This window comes from Sphingorhabdus sp. SMR4y (genome assembly GCF_002218195.1).
Lineage (GTDB): Bacteria > Pseudomonadota > Alphaproteobacteria > Sphingomonadales > Sphingomonadaceae > Parasphingorhabdus.
This window is the reverse complement of record NZ_CP022336.1, coordinates 1,050,227-1,065,204: the sequence shown is the minus strand read 5'-3', so window position 1 is coordinate 1,065,204 and position 14,978 is coordinate 1,050,227. Positions and strand designations below refer to the sequence as shown.

Below are 14,978 nucleotides of genomic sequence, written 5' to 3'. Positions count from 1 at the left end.
AGCGGAAAGCGTTCCATTTGTGGTCCCCGTATATTCGAAATGGTATCATTTGCCTATGAAACAAGGGGAAATCGCAGAGAAAAGCGGTTCAATGGATTGCAAGAAGCCGGTCATCGCATTAAGGCCGTCGCCATCATTTATCCATCATTCGGAGCCCCATCATGACCGCCATAATTGATCTTCATGCCCGCCAGATTCTGGATAGCCGGGGCAACCCGACGGTAGAAGTCGACATATTGCTGGAAGATGGCAGCTTTGGCCGGGCGGCGGTGCCCTCCGGTGCGTCTACCGGTGCTTATGAAGCGGTCGAGCTGCGCGACGGAGACAAGAGCAAATATCTTGGCAAGGGCGTCCTCAAGGCGATCGAAGCGGTCAACGGCGAAATCAAGGAAGCACTGACCGATCTGGATGCAGAGGATCAGGAAGAACTGGATGCGGCGATGATCGCGCTGGACGGCACGCCGAACAAGGCACGGCTGGGCGCCAACGCCATATTGGGCGTCAGCCTGGCGGCGGCAAAGGCTGCGGCCGATGCGCGGGGCCTGCCGCTCTATCGCTATGTCGGCGGCGTTTCGGCGCATGTCCTGCCGGTACCGATGATGAATATCATCAATGGCGGCGAACATGCCGACAATCCGATCGACTTTCAGGAATTCATGGTCATGCCGGTGGGCGCTGACAGCCTGTCGGAAGGGGTCCGCTGGGGAAGTGAAATTTTCCACACGCTGAAAAAGGGTCTGGCTGAAAAGGGGCTGGCGACGGCGGTCGGCGACGAAGGCGGTTTTGCACCCAATCTGGGTTCAACCCGCGAAGCGCTCGACTTCATCATGGCCTCGGTTGAAAAAGCCGGGTTCAAGGTTGGCGACGAAGTGGTTCTCGCGCTCGATTGCGCTGCTACCGAATTCTTCCGCGATGGCAAATATCATATTTCGGGCGAGAACAAGGTGCTCAGCCCGGCAGAAATGTCCGACTATCTGGCCGAGCTTTGCAAGGACTATCCGATCAAGTCGATCGAGGACGGCATGTCGGAAGATGATTTCGAAGGCTGGAAACTGATTACCGATGCCGTCGGCGACACGGTGCAACTGGTCGGCGATGACCTGTTCGTGACCAATCCCGAGCGTCTGTCGATGGGTATCAAGGACGGTCTGGCTAATTCGCTGCTGGTGAAGGTCAACCAGATCGGCACGCTTTCGGAAACATTGGCAGCAGTCCGGATGGCGCATAATGCATCCTATACCGCAGTGATGTCGCACCGCTCGGGCGAGACCGAGGATTCCACGATCGCCGATCTCGCGGTCGCGACCAATTGCGGACAGATCAAGACCGGCAGCCTGGCGCGGTCGGACCGGCTCGCCAAATATAACCAGTTGATCCGGATCGAGGAAGAACTGGGCAGCGTTGCGCATTATGCCGGGCGGTCGATCTTTAGTTGATCGCCGGTTCCTCGTTTCTGGGGGGCAGTTGGGCGCTGAACCGCCAAAATGAATGTTAAGCCTCTTGCCAGCGAATCACTTTTCTGATTCAAGGTGATATATGGCGCAACATGACAAAATTTCAGCTCTGATCAAAGCGGCTCTCGGCCCGGGATTTGCGCTGATGACCCTGCTTGCCATCGCCGGCTATGCCGTGCTTGGTCCGACCGGGGTGCTGGCATGGGGTGAATATCAGGCGAAGCTGGAACAGCGCGGGATCGAACTGGCCAAGCTGGAGGCCGAGCGCGACGCCCTGAAGAACAGGGTCGAGCTGCTCGACCCTCGTGGTGCCGACCCGGATCTGATCGGCGAATTGCTGCGCAAAAAGGTGAATGTCGTCCATCCGGATGAAATTATCGTTCCTCTGAAATAGCCGCCGGCCATTTTCATCCGCCAGTTGATTATTTAATCGTTCGCTGAACCTAAGTGCTTGGGTAACGCAACGGATTTGGCTATGCTATTTGCTAGTCAAAAAAAGGATCCCGCTCGCGTGGCAAAAGCTCCCCGGAAAACCACCCCAGCCAAAAAAACCACGGCGCCCAAGCGCGCGCCGGCCAAAGCCAAACCGGCCGCCCCGTCGACCGGAGGCCTGAAGGCCCCGATATACAAAGCAACGCAAGAGGAGATGCTGGAATTTTATGAGCAGATGCTGCTCATCCGGCGCTTCGAGGAAAAGGCGGGGCAACTCTATGGCCTCGGTCTGATCGGCGGCTTCTGTCATCTCTATATCGGTCAGGAAGCGGTCGTTACCGGCCTGCAGTCGGCGATCAGTCCGGGCAAGGACAGTGTCATTACCGGCTATCGCGATCATGGTCACATGCTGGCCTGCGGGATCGACCCGAATATCGTGATGGCCGAACTGACCGGCCGCGCATCGGGCATTTCGAAGGGCAAGGGCGGTTCGATGCACATGTTCTCGGTGGAACATGGTTTCTACGGCGGGCACGGCATTGTCGGTGCGCAGGTGTCGCTCGGCACCGGCCTGGCGTTCGCCCATAAATATAAGGAAGATGGCGGTGTCTGTCTGGCCTATTTCGGCGACGGTGCTTCCAATCAGGGGCAGGTCTACGAAAGTTTCAACATGGCCGAGCTGTGGCAACTGCCGGTGATTTTCGTGATCGAGAATAACCAATATGCCATGGGCACCAGTGTCAACCGGTCGTCCGCCGAAGACCAGCTTTACCGGCGCGGTGAAAGTTTCCGTATTCCCGGCGTGCAGGTCGACGGCATGGATGTGCTGGCGGTTCGCGGCGCGGTCGAGGAAGCGTTGAAGGATGTCCGTAGCGGTGGCGGTCCGGTTCTGATGGAACTCAAGACCTATCGCTATCGCGGCCATTCGATGTCCGATCCGGCGAAATATCGCAGCCGCGACGAAGTCCAGGACGTGCGCGAGAAATCCGATCCGATCGAACGGCTGAAGGCGGCTCTGCTCAAGCAGGGCGTGAAGGAAGAGGATCTGAAAGCGATGGACAAGAAGGTCCGGAAGACCGTGATGGAGGCGGCGGATTTTGCCGAGGAGTCACCGGAACCGGAACTGTCCGAACTTTATACTGACGTGCTGGTGGAGCAATATTGATGGCGATCGAACTGAAAATGCCCGCCCTGTCGCCGACGATGGAAGAAGGCACATTGGCCAAATGGTTTGTCAAGGAAGGCGACGAAGTCAGCTCCGGTGACATATTGGCGGAAATTGAAACCGACAAGGCGACGATGGAATTTGAAGCGGTCGACGAGGGCGTGATCTCGAAAATTCTGGTCGAGGCCGGAACCGACGAGGTTGCTGTCGGCACCGTGATCGCCGAGATGACCGGTGAAGACGAAGACGCCGAATCCGGAAGCAAATCCGATCCGGCCAGTGAGCCCAAGGAAGAGGCCAAGCCTGCGGCTGCGCAAGAAGATAAGCCCGAGATCATGGAGGCCGCACCGCCGGCTCCGGTTTCGCGGGCCGACGATCCGTCGGTTCCCGCAGGCACGGAACTGGTGCCGATTACCGTCCGGGAAGCCTTGCGCGACGCGATGGCGGAAGAAATGCGCAAGGACGACACGGTCTTTGTGATGGGCGAGGAAGTTGCCGAGTACCAGGGCGCCTACAAGGTGACCCAGGGGCTTCTCGACGAATTCGGGGCGAAACGGGTGATCGACACGCCGATCACCGAACATGGCTTTGCCGGCATCGGGGCCGGCGCGGCGATGGGCGGTCTCAAGCCGATCGTCGAGTTCATGACCTTCAACTTCGCGATGCAGGCGATCGACCAGATCATCAACTCGGCGGCGAAGACCAACTATATGTCCGGCGGCCAGATGCGCTGCCCGGTCGTTTTCCGTGGCCCCAATGGTGCGGCCTCGCGGGTCGGCGCGCAGCATAGCCAGAACTACGGTCCGTGGTATGCGGCGGTGCCCGGCCTGATCGTGATCGCCCCTTATGACGCAGCGGACGCCAAGGGCTTGCTGAAAGCGGCGATCCAGACTCCCGACCCGGTGGTGTTCCTGGAAAATGAACTGCTCTATGGCCGTTCGTTCGAAATACCCGAAATCGAGGATTATACGCTGCCGATCGGCAAGGCGCGAATCATGCGTGAAGGCAGTGATGTCACCATCGTCAGCTATTCGATCGGTGTCGGCCTGGCGCTGGAAGCCGCCGACACGCTTGCAGGCGAGGGGATCGAGGCCGAGGTTATCGATCTGCGCACCTTGCGGCCACTCGACACGGAAACCGTTCTGAAGAGCCTCGCCAAGACCAACCGGATGGTGGTTGCCGAAGAAGGCTGGCCGACCTGCTCGATCGCGAGCGAGATTGTCGCGCTGTGCATGGAGCAGGGCTTCGATGATCTCGACGCACCGGTGATGCGGGTAACCAACGAGGATGTGCCGTTGCCTTATGCCGCCAATCTGGAGAAAGCGGCGCTGATCGACAGCGCGCGGATCATCAAGGCGGCGAAGAAGGTTTGCTACAAATAGAGCCGTGCTGGCCCGGACCGGTCCTGGCTAGTCGACGCCGTCATACACATTGCAACTGGATACCGGATCACTGCCGGTCTTGTCGTATATCTGCGTCAGGTCGCGGCGATCGCGCACGTTGAAGGCACCGCGCGTGGTGATCGTGCGGGTGCTGGTAAAGGTGCTCGATATCAGTGGCTGGTAATCGTAGGAAACCTCGACAAAGATCACGGCCTGATTGTCCGGCGCGGTCACGCGGGCGCCTGCCGGCCCCATGCCATTGACCGGACGGGAGGGCGAACTGGCTCCCGCGGTACCATAGCTGGACTGATGGACCTTTTTGCCCTTGCACCGCTGCCAGCTGATATATTGATCGCCATCGCTATGTTTCTCGAGGCTGCTTATGATGATGCGGCCATGCTCATATATATCGACATATTTGCCGGCCTGGCGGTCCGCGCCGACAAACAGGTCGTTGATGTCGCTTTCGTAGATTTTCTTCTGTGACAACAGGGATCCCTCGCCGATGCGGGATGCGTTGTCCGCGGCGTGCATGGAAATCTGGTTGACCCGCATTCTGACCATCGCGACATTCGCAACCTCTGCGCCATACATGCCGACCCCCATGAGAATTGGCAGCGAATAGGCCAGTTCAATAAGGGCCAGTCCGCTTGTATTGACCGCAAGAGCGGACAAGGTGCGTTTGACAGACAACAAGGGTTTCCGCCGGCTAATCCTGGATATCAAGTGCAATTCTTTATCTCCCCGCGATCAGATTGTTCGCCGAACGGCTGGTTGCGGACAACGGTGCTGGCCTGAATGACTTCGTCCTGCGACATGCCGACCAGCCCGGCCATCGGAAACAGCCGGGGGTAGGTCACCTTGACGGTGTAGAGAACGGCATCCTTGGCATTACCCTGGCCGGCAGCACCGCGGTCGGCGTCCCAGCTGTCATTTCCGTTTACATCATCATAGGGTTCGCCATTATTGCATTCACCGTCATTGTTCGTGTCGGTGAAATCTTCAGGCTGCGCGACGTCGGAAAAATCGCTGTAATTCTTGCGCGTGAATTCGAAATCCGAGATCGGTTCCGGCTGCAGCACCGGCAACATCAGCTCCTTGACCCGATCATCGATCGCGCTGGCGTTTGCGGAACCATCGTCGAGACTGGCGTCGCGCGCAGCCTTTTGTACAGACCCCTGCAGAATTGCCGTTGCATAAATGCGGTGCCCGAGGTCCAGCATGCCCATTATCAGGAGGATGAGGACGGGCGACACCAGCGCAAATTCCACCAGTGCGGCACCGCCATCGTCTCTTTTGAGGGCGCGAAACTTTTTCAATAATCCGCGCATCAGTTTGTCAGTCTCAGTTGCGAGATGTCGTTGGCGATCGAGCGGAAATTGGCGAGCAATTCGGCGCTGTTGCTGGCGTTGTAGAATTTGCCCGAAGTTGCGCAGTTGCGCAGGTTGGTAATCGATCCCGCGCTTACGCCATTGCCGAACGAGACCACCCACAAGGTGATATTCTTGTTCTTGATCGCGTTGCACATCGCCAGGAAGCGGCTGTTGACCTGGCTTGTCAGGTCGTTTGACGACGGCGCGCTGCTTGCCGAAGTTCTGCGCCGGTCATACCATTCCACCCCGTAGGACGTATATTGGGTACTGCTGGTCACGGTGTCGCCATCGGTCATGAAGATCAGGTGACGGTCGATCGCGCCCCCGCTAGCCGAGGCGGCGTTTTCCGATTCGAATATCCCGGTTGGCGACAACAAACGGGCACCCCAGATCAGGCCGATATCATGATAGGTGCTGCCGATCGCATCGAGATCGTCGAGATAGGCATCGAAATCGGATGGCGTATCCCAGCGTTGCAGTTTGCGGGCCTCGTTGGTGCAGGTATAGCTGAAGTTACGGCTCAGATTGCTTGCCGTGGAAACCGTGCTGGTGGTGCGGCTGCCGTAGGAATTATATCTGCCCCAGACCGCAGTGTCGAGCAACGGCCCCCACTGGGTGGCGGGATCGCCGGTTGTCGGTACGCGGTCGATATCAAGATCATAGGCGGCCACGGGGATCGGACTGAAATTGCTGGTCCTGACGGTTTGCCGTTCCTCGATACAGCCGTCCCAGGTCACGCCGGTATCCAGGCCTTCATTGCCGACCGGAAGATCGATCGAGTCATTCCAGGTCGATCCACCCGCTTTCAGGCCGCTGACATCAAATGTTACAGGCTTGTAATCATAGCGGGAAAACACCTGCTGCTGCTCATATACCGGCGAGTTGATCTGGCGATATTCCCGCCGTTCGACGAGATCACGGGTGCGCAGCCTGATCCGGCAACGGTCCTGCCTGCTGCTGTAGCTGGTGCTATAGTCATATCGGGTGCCGTTGACATCGGTATACCAACGGGTGATCTGGTCGTCGCCGGATGTCCAGGTCGAATGACCATATGGTGCCCCTTCGCTGCCCGACATATCGTCATAATCCTCGGGCTGAAGATCGCTGCAGGCATTTCTGTTGCGCACATTATAGTGGGTCTCGACGGTCGAACGTCCGCTCCAGCCGCCATCATAGTAAAATGTGCTGCCATAGAGATAGGGCGTGCCCGGGGTGTAATCGACGATCACATTCTCCGCCCGGGTGATCGCCTCGCGCGACTGATAGGTCCAGCGATCGGCGATAAAATCATTGGGCAGAAGCTTGCCGACATTCACATTGGTGCTGTAGGGCACGAAGCCAAAGCGAAGATGGGCGGTATTTTCGCTACCGGCCGCCGGTGTCGATCCGCAATCCTCGCTGCTGTTTCTTTTTGCCAAGGTTTCATAGAAGCATTTCACGGCCGAGCGCAGGCCCCGGATTCGGGCGTTGGAGGCTTCTGTATTACCATTGTTGCTGCAATAGGTTGAACCGGTATCCGGGCAGTTCATCGACCCGGTCGTGTCCAGTACGAACATCACGTCGGTATTGGGAATGCTCATCGAGGCATCACATTCGACGGCGACATTCTTGGTGCCAAAGCCGAACATCTGCATCACTGCCATGTCCACTTTGACCGTGGCCACGCCGGTTACCGTGCCGGCATTTTCGGTAAAGGCATATGCGCCGTCGTAGGAGCCAAAGGCATCGGTATCGAAATTGGCCTTGAACATATTTCGGGCAGCAGTGTTGGCGGCGTTGCTGTTCGCGGTCCAGGTGCCGCTGCCCATCTGGCGCCGGCCAGCCAGCGCGCCGGCGTCGCATGCCTGTTGCAAACGTGTCTGCACCAGATAGATACGGCTGACATCGACACCGCCGCCAATCATTGCTGCGAGCGGGAACATTGCCATGCCGGCCATGGCCAGCGTATTGCCGGCGGTATTGGAACGCAGCTCCTGCAAAAACGATTTCGCTGCTTTCATCCTGTTTCTCTCAACCATGCCATGCCCCTGAAATATACGTGAACAGCAAAGCCATCCCGTTTCATTGCGGTATGCCTGATAGGGAGAAAAGGGTTAGTGACCGCGCAATAGGCTTGGTTAAGGCCATGTTTACCTTGATTTTTCCCAGAAAACCGTCGACGCCATGTCCATGTCTGACACGGTTTTACAACTAGAACCAATCCACAGGTTGATTCACGCCTATGCAAAGCAGCAACATCGCTCCCGATATGCGTTGCTATTCGCGCTCGATGCCCGTCTTGCCGATATTATCCGGTCGACTTCCGAAATATTGATTGGACAGATGCGGTTAACCTGGTGGCGGGACGTGTTAACCAAGCCGGCGGCGGAACGGCCGGCGGGCGAACCACTGGTCGAGCAGATCAATCATCTTGAAGAGAAAGGCGCAAATCTAGCGCCGCTGCTGACCCTGCTCGACGGGTGGGAGGCGATGCTGGAGGATTTTCCCTGGGGCGACCGCGAGTTCGACAATTATGCCGTTGCGCGCGGGCGCGGCTTTTTTGCATTCGGCCTGTCGGACGAAACGGCGCTGAGCGACCGGCAGGCCGACCTGGGCCAGGCCTGGGCGTTGTGGGATTTTGCCCGCCATTGCTCGGATGCCGCGATGCGCCAGTCCGCGTTCGACCGGTGTTCGGCCATCGTAAAATCCCGGGGTGCGCCCGATTTTGACAGAAGCGGTCGACCCCTTTCAATCCTCTGCAAACTGATGATCCATGATGTTAGGAAGGGGCAACTGGCTGCCGATCTATATAGTCCGGCCAGCGCCGTGCGCATCATCTGGCACGGGATTGCTGGCCGCTAGACCCCGGATCGAAAGCCGCTGATACGCGGGCTTTGCCTATGAAGACATTTCTCGCCGGGGCTGCCGGCATGATCCTGATGTTGTCCGCAGGCCTGTTTCTGTGGATCGGTGCGGAGGGGCAGGACGTGCCGATACCCGAAGCGCCACCACCGCCGGAATCGCCAGATCCCGAAGTCCTGCCGGTTGCCGAGCTGGACGTAGAAACGGTCGGTCCGACGCCGCCCGAAGCCTATAAGGCGACACGGGAAGAGATGCGGTTCAACCGCTATGACCGCAATCGCGACGAAAGCATCACCCGGCTGGAAATGATGAGCAGCCGCACCGATTCATTCCGCAAGCTTGATACCGATGGTAATAATCTGCTGACCTTCGAGGAATGGGCGATTTCCACCAGCGAGCGTTTCGCCGGCGCGGATAGCGACGGGAACGGGCAATTGACGCGCACGGAATTCCGGACCACCCGGCCGAAACGAAAGGCTTCCCGGTGCAAATGCTAGGCTATCTGGACACCTTCTGAAGACAGCGGCTGCAACCATTGGGCGAAATCGGTCCGCGCTCTTGCCGTATAGGCTTCCTTGCGTTCCTTCTTCTTGACCCTCTGCTCGAAGGGCGGGAACAGGCCGAAATTGACATTCATCGGTTGATAATCGCGGGCATCGGCTCCGCCGGTAATATGCGAGAGCAGTGCGCCGAAAGCGGTGGTCTGCGGGGGCAGGGTGAAAGGCTCGCCGCGGACCTCCGCCGCGACCATGCGGCCAACCATCAGACCCACCGCCGCGCTTTCGACATAGCCCTCGCAGCCGGTAATCTGTCCGGCAAAGCGGATATGCGGCGCTTTTTTCAGGCGCAATTGCTGGTCAAGCAGCTTGGGTGCGTTGATGAACGTATTGCGATGCAGTCCTCCCATCCGTGCGAATTCGGCATTCTCCAGGCCGGGTATCGTGCGGAGCAGTTCAGCCTGCGCGCCATATTTGAGCTTGGTCTGGAATCCGACCATGTTCCACAATGTGCCAAGCGCATTGTCCTGGCGCAGCTGGACCACGGCATAGGCCTTGCCACCGGTATGGCTGTTGGTCAGACCGACCGGCTTCATCGGACCATAGCGCAGCGTTTCGGGGCCGCGGGAGGCCATCACTTCAATCGGCATGCAGCCTTCGAAATAGGGTGTATTTTTCTCCCATTCCTTGAAGTCGGTTTTTTCACCGTCGAGCAGACCCTGGATGAAGGCCTTATATTGCTCTTCGTCCATCGGGCAGTTGATATAGTCCTTGCCGTCGCCTTCCGGTCCGACCTTGTCCCAGCGCGACTGCATCCAGGCGATGTCCATGTTGATGCTGTCTTTATAGACGATCGGGGCAATCGCGTCGAAAAAGGCGAGCGAGTCCTCGCCGGTCGCCGCGCCGATGCTCTCTGCGAGGGTCATGGCGGTGAGCGGGCCCGTGGCGACAATCGTCAGGCCGCTTTCGGGCAACTGGTCGATACGCTCGCGCATGATCTCGATATTGGGATGTTCGCTGAGTCGTTTGGTTACGGCTTCTGAAAAATGATCCCGGTCGACGGCGAGCGCCGATCCGGCGGGCAGGCGGTGCTTGTCGCCTTCGCCAATGATGATCGAATTGAGATCGCGCATTTCCTGATGCAGCAGGCCAACGGCATTTTTCTCCGCATCATCGGAGCGGAAGCTGTTCGAACAGACCAGTTCGGCCAGACCGTCTGTCTGGTGGGCAGGCGTCATCTCGCCGCTCCCCCGCATTTCGGAAAGACGCACTTTTATGCCTTGTTCCGCGAGTTGCCATGCTGCTTCGGAGCCGGCGAGTCCGCCGCCAATGATATGTACTTGTGTCATGCGCGCCTTAGTGTTGCCCCAAGGTCGCAATGTCAATCTGGCAGTCGTCCGGCTTGCATGTTAAGGACCGTCGCGACGAGGGGGAGATGATATTCCGATGAAAAGTGCCTTTGCCGAGAACCGGCCGTTTCTGCTGCTCAGCCTGCTGTTCGGCATCAGCTATTATTTCGCCTGTGTCTTGGACAGTCCGGAACTGCCCGAACCATTGATCGTCGCCTGGAAGGGCGCTGGCGTCAGCTTTCTGGCGATCTACGCGCTGATCCGTCTGCACCGGTTCGATGGCAAGATCGTCGGGGCGATCATGGCGTTTGGCGCGATCGGCGACATGGCGCTGGAATATGACATGCGGATCGGCGCGGGCGCATTCCTGATCGGGCATCTGATCGCCATTGCTTTCTATTCGCGCTACCGGCGACACAAGCTCAGCCTGAGCCAGAAAGGCTTTGCGATTCTGCTGGTGCCATTCTCGGTGTTCATCGCTTGGGCGCTGCCATCCGACAGGAGTGAAGCATTGCTCATCGCCATCTATTGCCTGTCGGTCGCGGTGATGGCGTCCATGGCCTGGACGAGCCGCTTCACTCGGTATCAGGTGGGGGCCGGGGCAATCATGTTTCTGGTGTCGGACCTGCTGATTTTTGCGCGTATGGGAGCGCTGGAAAACAGCTTCATCCCGACCCTGCTGGTCTGGCCGCTCTATTATTTCGGCCAGTTCATGATTGCCACGGGGATCGTCAGAACCCTGCGGCATGAAATGGCGGCCGACAGTGCCGACCCGGTTCAGCCCTGATAGGCAGCGATCGTGGTGCGGTGGAGCAGGCGGTCGTGCCCGTCATAACCGCCGGTCGCGCAGTGCAGCACCGAACGATTGTCCCACATGACCAGCATCCCCGGCTGCCACTTGTGGCGATAGATAAATTCTTCGCGGCTCTGCCATGCGTATAGTTTCTGGAGAAGCGGCAGCGCCTGTTCCTGCGCCATGCCTTCAAAACCGATAATATAGCCCAGACAGCTGAACAGCCCGGGCCGACCGGTTTCCGGATGATCGCGGACCAGCGGATGGGTCTGCGTCTCGCGGGCCGATTCGTCGGGGCGGATCGCCATGCTGCGGCCTTCGTCCTTGTCGCCATAAGCGCCATCCGGCGCGTAAGCCATTTGCGCGCTGTGGATCGCGATCAGGTCTTCATATTGCGCGAGCATCTCGGGCGGCATCGCATCAAGTGCCGCATGCTGGTTGGCGAATAATGTATCACCACCAACCGGGGGAATGGTGAGGCCAAGCAGGCAGGTGCCCGCCGGCGGTAGCGCCTGAAAGCTCCAGTCACTATGCCAGCTTTCTGCAAATAGAGGCGATTTTTCGTCGGCTTCGCGCTGGATCGCGGCGATATGCTGCCGGCCTTCGATCGGGGCAAAAAACGGGTCGTGGCCAAAGTCGCCGAAACAGCGCGTGAACCGCTCCAGATCGTCATCATTCATGGCCTGACCCGGGAAGGAGAGGACATGATGTTTGAGCCAGGCGATTCGCAAGCTGTCGATATCTTCAGCCGAAAGCGGCTGGGTCAGGTCAATGCCCGTCACTTCGGCTCCGCAGGCTTGTCCGGATGGTGTGACTTTCATCAGCTCTCCCTTCGACCTATTATCGTTCGTACAGAATCTCTTGCCGCATCTCTTTCTTGCCGGAGCTATCTTTCGCTAGACTTCCTCGCGACGGGCGCAGGACGAATGGCACCGGATCATTCAGAACTGTCTTCCGGTGTTTCATCTCCGGTATCGTCCGTTACCGCGACATCACCATCGGAAACGCCCTGATCGACCATTTCCTCGACCACCGCGTCTTCCGCATCATTTTCTGGTTCCTCTTCCTCGTCAATCTTGGCTGCGCCGACGACATGTTCGCCCTGCGCGACGTTGAACAGTTTGACGCCCGAGCTGTTCCGGCCGATCACGCGCATATCTGCAACTTTCATGCGGATCAGCTTGGCCTGGTCGGTGACCAGCATGACCTGCTCGTCGTCCGACGCGCGGAAGCTGGCGACGACCGTGCCGTTGCGCTTGATATTGTCGATATTGAGAATGCCCTGGCCACCGCGGCCCGACTGGCGGTATTCATAAGCGCTCGAGCGCTTGCCATAGCCGTTGGCGCAAACGGTGAGGATGAAGTCCTCGGTTGCGCTGAATTCGGCCATGCGTTCGGCGGACAATTCGGGAGCGTTCTCGTTATCCTTCCAGGGCGCGGCCTTGAGATACTGGTCGCGTTCTTCGGTCGAGGCTTCGAAACCGCGCAGGACGGACAGCGAGATAACCTCGTCATCGCCCTTCAGCGCGATGCCGCGGACACCGGTAGAGGTCCGGCTCTGGAACGAGCGGACAGCGTTTCCGGCAAAACGAATCGCCTTGCCGTTCCTGGTGGCGAGCAGCACATCGTCACCGTCGGTCAGCAGCTTCACACCGATCAGGCGGTCATCGCTGTCCTCGTCGAATTTCATTGCGAACTTGCCATTGGACGGCACGTTGGTGAAGCTGTCCATGCTGTTGCGCCGGACGCTGCCCTTGGCGGTTGCGAACATGACGTGCAAATCCGCCCATTCCGCTTCGTCTTCCGGCAACGGCAGAACGGTGGAAATGGTTTCTCCGTCTGCCAGCGGCAGCAGGTTGATCATCGGCCGCCCCTTGGTTTGCGGGCCGCCTTCCGGCAGTTTCCAGACCTTCAGGCGATAGACCTTGCCATGGGTCGAAAAGAACAGGACCGGCGTATGGGTGGAGGTCACGAACAATTCGGTGACTGCATCCTCTTCCTTGGTCGCCATGCCGGCGCGGCCCTTGCCGCCGCGGCGCTGGGCACGGAACGTGTCGAGCGGGGTCCGCTTGATATAGCCGCCATGGGTGACGGTCACGACCATCTCGGACCGTTCCATCAAATCCTCGTCTTCCAGACCATCCCAGGCGGCGGTGATTTCCGACAGGCGCGGCGTTGCGAATTGGTCGCGCACTTCTTCCAGCTCTTCGCGCATCACCGCATAGAGTTTCGCGCGGTCGGCCAGTATCGCGAGATATTCCTCGATCGCGGCAGCAAGCTCCTTCAGCTCGTCGCCGATTTCCTCGCGGCCGAGCGCCGTCAGCTTCTGCAGACGCAGATCCAGTATCGCTTTTACCTGAACCGGGGAAAGCTTGTAGCTGTCGCCCTCGACATCGGTTTCGGTTGCTTCGACCAGCCGGATATAGGGCGCGATTTCGGCAATCGGCCATTCGCGGCGGAGCAGCGATTCGCGGGCTTCCGCAGGCGTGGAGGAACCGCGGATGATCCGGACGACCTCGTCCATATTGGTGACTGCAACCACCAGGCCGAGCAAGATATGTGCCCGTTCACGCGCCTTGTTCAGCTCGAACTTGGTGCGGCGGGTGATGACTTCCTCGCGGAATTTGACGAAGGATTCGATGATGTCGCGCAAAGTCAGCACTTCGGGCCGGCCGCCGCGAATCGCGAGCATATTGGCCGGGAAGCTCGACTGGGCAGGGGTGAAGCGCCAGATCTGGTTGAGCACTACATCGGGGGTTGCGTCGCGTTTCAGCTCGATCACCACCCGCACCCCGGCGCGGCTGGATTCGTCGCGGATATCGGATACGCCCTCGATCCGCTTGTCCTTGGCGGCTTCGGCGATTTTTTCGACCAGAGCCGACTTGCCGATCTGGAAAGGGATGGAGGTCAGAACGATCGAACGTTTGTCGCCCCGTCCTTCCTCGATCTCGTGACGGGCGCGCATCATGATCGATCCGCGGCCATCCTTGTAGGCGGCGCGGGCGCCCGACTGGCCCAGGATCAGCGGCGCGGTCGGAAAGTCGGGGCCGGGAACGATCTCGATCAGTTCATCGATCGTGATAGCGGGATTGTCGATATAGGCGAGGCTGGCGTTGACCACTTCACCGAGATTGTGCGGCGGAATGTTGGTGGCCATGCCGACCGCGATACCGCCAGCGCCGTTGACCAGCAGGTTGGGGAAGCGGGCAGGGAGCACGGACGGTTCCTGCAGGCTGCCGTCATAATTGGGGATGAAGTCGACCGTATCCTTGTCGAGATCGTTGAGCAGGAAATTGGAGACCTTGTTCAGCCGTGCCTCGGTATAACGCATCGAAGCGGGCATGTCGGGGTCCATCGAGCCGAAATTGCCCTGACCGTCGACCAGCGGGACCCGCATCGACCAGTCCTGGGTCATCCGGGCGAGAGCCATATAAATCGCGCTGTCGCCATGCGGGTGATAGTTGCCCATCACGTCGCCGACGATCTTTGCGCATTTGCGATAGGGCCGTCCGGCAACCATACCGCCTTCCTGGGCGGCAAATAATATGCGGCGATGAACCGGCTTCAGGCCGTCACGGACATCAGGCAGCGCACGGCTGACGATGACCGACATGGCATAATCCATGTAGCTGGTTTTCATCTCGTCGACGATGTCTATCGGTTCGATATTGGACGGCGAGGGCGGAGTGGTT

The 14,978-nt window shown here is 58.8% G+C and carries 13 protein-coding genes; 7 read left to right on the top strand and 6 right to left on the bottom strand.

Translation table 11 applies throughout. The features are described 5' to 3' along the window. The first annotated feature begins 161 nt into the window (after window positions 1-161). The 4 genes from eno (at window position 162) to SPHFLASMR4Y_RS05050 (ending at window position 4,433) form a co-directional block, all read left to right on the top strand. A complete protein-coding gene (gene eno, locus SPHFLASMR4Y_RS05065; RefSeq protein WP_089132582.1) occupies window positions 162-1,436 on the top strand; it encodes a phosphopyruvate hydratase in 1,275 nt (424 codons plus the stop codon). A gap of 100 nt (window positions 1,437-1,536) precedes the next feature. Further along, a complete protein-coding gene (locus tag SPHFLASMR4Y_RS05060; protein WP_089132581.1) occupies window positions 1,537-1,848 on the top strand; it encodes an FtsB family cell division protein in 312 nt (103 codons plus the stop codon). Between the two features lie 117 nt (window positions 1,849-1,965). Next, the gene (gene pdhA, locus SPHFLASMR4Y_RS05055) at window positions 1,966-3,051 is read left to right on the top strand and encodes a pyruvate dehydrogenase (acetyl-transferring) E1 component subunit alpha (protein WP_260807079.1); all 1,086 of its coding nucleotides are present in this window, start codon (window positions 1,966-1,968) and stop codon (window positions 3,049-3,051) included. Further along, window positions 3,051-4,433, top strand: a complete 1,383-nt coding sequence (locus SPHFLASMR4Y_RS05050) for a pyruvate dehydrogenase complex E1 component subunit beta (protein ID WP_089132579.1) — start codon at window positions 3,051-3,053, stop codon at window positions 4,431-4,433. Before pdhA ends, SPHFLASMR4Y_RS05050 begins: the two co-directional genes overlap by 1 nt. Window positions 4,434-4,460: 27 nt before the next feature. Here the strand turns inward: SPHFLASMR4Y_RS05050 and SPHFLASMR4Y_RS05045 are convergent, their stop codons facing one another. Genes SPHFLASMR4Y_RS05045 through SPHFLASMR4Y_RS05035 form a run of 3 tightly spaced genes read right to left on the bottom strand, consistent with a single transcriptional unit; the run spans window position 4,461 to window position 7,806 of the window. Continuing rightward, window positions 4,461-5,126 carry a TadE/TadG family type IV pilus assembly protein gene (locus SPHFLASMR4Y_RS05045; protein WP_145955456.1) on the bottom strand — a complete coding sequence of 222 codons (666 nt, stop codon included), beginning with the start codon at window positions 5,124-5,126 and terminating at the stop codon, window positions 4,461-4,463. Window positions 5,127-5,155: 29 nt separating this feature from the next. Further along, complete coding sequence (locus SPHFLASMR4Y_RS05040) at window positions 5,156-5,764, bottom strand: TadE/TadG family type IV pilus assembly protein (protein ID WP_089132577.1); 609 nt, start codon at window positions 5,762-5,764, stop codon at window positions 5,156-5,158. Beyond that, window positions 5,764-7,806, bottom strand: a complete 2,043-nt coding sequence (locus SPHFLASMR4Y_RS05035) for a TadE/TadG family type IV pilus assembly protein (RefSeq protein WP_186266046.1) — start codon at window positions 7,804-7,806, stop codon at window positions 5,764-5,766. The genes SPHFLASMR4Y_RS05040 and SPHFLASMR4Y_RS05035 overlap by 1 nt, the downstream gene beginning before the upstream one ends. Window positions 7,807-7,975: 169 nt before the next feature. Here SPHFLASMR4Y_RS05035 and SPHFLASMR4Y_RS05030 point away from each other — a divergent pair, with 169 nt between their 5' ends. Then, the gene (locus SPHFLASMR4Y_RS05030; RefSeq protein ID WP_186266045.1) at window positions 7,976-8,647 is read left to right on the top strand and encodes a squalene/phytoene synthase family protein; all 672 of its coding nucleotides are present in this window, start codon (window positions 7,976-7,978) and stop codon (window positions 8,645-8,647) included. Window positions 8,648-8,685: 38 nt separating this feature from the next. Beyond that, entirely contained in the window at window positions 8,686-9,144 is a 459-nt protein-coding gene (locus SPHFLASMR4Y_RS05025) for a hypothetical protein (protein ID WP_089132574.1), read from the top strand. Here the strand turns inward: SPHFLASMR4Y_RS05025 and trmFO are convergent. After that, window positions 9,141-10,493, bottom strand: coding sequence for a methylenetetrahydrofolate--tRNA-(uracil(54)-C(5))-methyltransferase (FADH(2)-oxidizing) TrmFO (gene trmFO / locus SPHFLASMR4Y_RS05020; RefSeq protein ID WP_089132573.1), 1,353 nt, complete (start codon window positions 10,491-10,493; stop codon window positions 9,141-9,143). The two genes, SPHFLASMR4Y_RS05025 and trmFO, sit on opposite strands and share 4 nt — an antisense overlap. Before the next feature lie 97 nt (window positions 10,494-10,590). On the opposite strand from trmFO, the gene SPHFLASMR4Y_RS05015 reads away from it, so the two are divergent. After that, entirely contained in the window at window positions 10,591-11,280 is a 690-nt protein-coding gene (locus SPHFLASMR4Y_RS05015; RefSeq protein WP_260807078.1) for a lysoplasmalogenase, read from the top strand. On the opposite strand, the gene SPHFLASMR4Y_RS05010 is transcribed toward SPHFLASMR4Y_RS05015, so the two are convergent. Further along, entirely contained in the window at window positions 11,271-12,107 is an 837-nt protein-coding gene (locus tag SPHFLASMR4Y_RS05010) for a TauD/TfdA dioxygenase family protein (protein WP_089132571.1), read from the bottom strand. The two genes, SPHFLASMR4Y_RS05015 and SPHFLASMR4Y_RS05010, sit on opposite strands and share 10 nt — an antisense overlap. A gap of 116 nt (window positions 12,108-12,223) precedes the next feature. Beyond that, entirely contained in the window at window positions 12,224-14,926 is a 2,703-nt protein-coding gene (gene gyrA, locus SPHFLASMR4Y_RS05005) for a DNA gyrase subunit A (protein ID WP_409928911.1), read from the bottom strand. Window positions 14,927-14,978 lie beyond the last annotated feature (52 nt).

Coding starts and splice junctions, on each gene's coding strand:
- eno (WP_089132582.1), top strand. CDS start 162: ATGACCGCCATAATTGATCTTCATGCCCGCCAGATTCTGGATAGCCGG.
- SPHFLASMR4Y_RS05060 (WP_089132581.1), top strand. CDS start 1,537: ATGGCGCAACATGACAAAATTTCAGCTCTGATCAAAGCGGCTCTCGGC.
- SPHFLASMR4Y_RS05050 (WP_089132579.1), top strand. CDS start 3,051: ATGGCGATCGAACTGAAAATGCCCGCCCTGTCGCCGACGATGGAAGAA.
- SPHFLASMR4Y_RS05040 (WP_089132577.1), bottom strand. CDS start 5,764: ATGCGCGGATTATTGAAAAAGTTTCGCGCCCTCAAAAGAGACGATGGC.
- SPHFLASMR4Y_RS05035 (WP_186266046.1), bottom strand. CDS start 7,806: ATGAAAGCAGCGAAATCGTTTTTGCAGGAGCTGCGTTCCAATACCGCC.
- SPHFLASMR4Y_RS05030 (WP_186266045.1), top strand. CDS start 7,976: ATGTCTGACACGGTTTTACAACTAGAACCAATCCACAGGTTGATTCAC.
- SPHFLASMR4Y_RS05025 (WP_089132574.1), top strand. CDS start 8,686: ATGAAGACATTTCTCGCCGGGGCTGCCGGCATGATCCTGATGTTGTCC.
- trmFO (WP_089132573.1), bottom strand. CDS start 10,493: ATGACACAAGTACATATCATTGGCGGCGGACTCGCCGGCTCCGAAGCA.
- SPHFLASMR4Y_RS05015 (WP_260807078.1), top strand. CDS start 10,591: ATGAAAAGTGCCTTTGCCGAGAACCGGCCGTTTCTGCTGCTCAGCCTG.
- SPHFLASMR4Y_RS05010 (WP_089132571.1), bottom strand. CDS start 12,107: ATGAAAGTCACACCATCCGGACAAGCCTGCGGAGCCGAAGTGACGGGC.
- gyrA (WP_409928911.1), bottom strand. CDS start 14,926: ATGAAAACCAGCTACATGGATTATGCCATGTCGGTCATCGTCAGCCGT.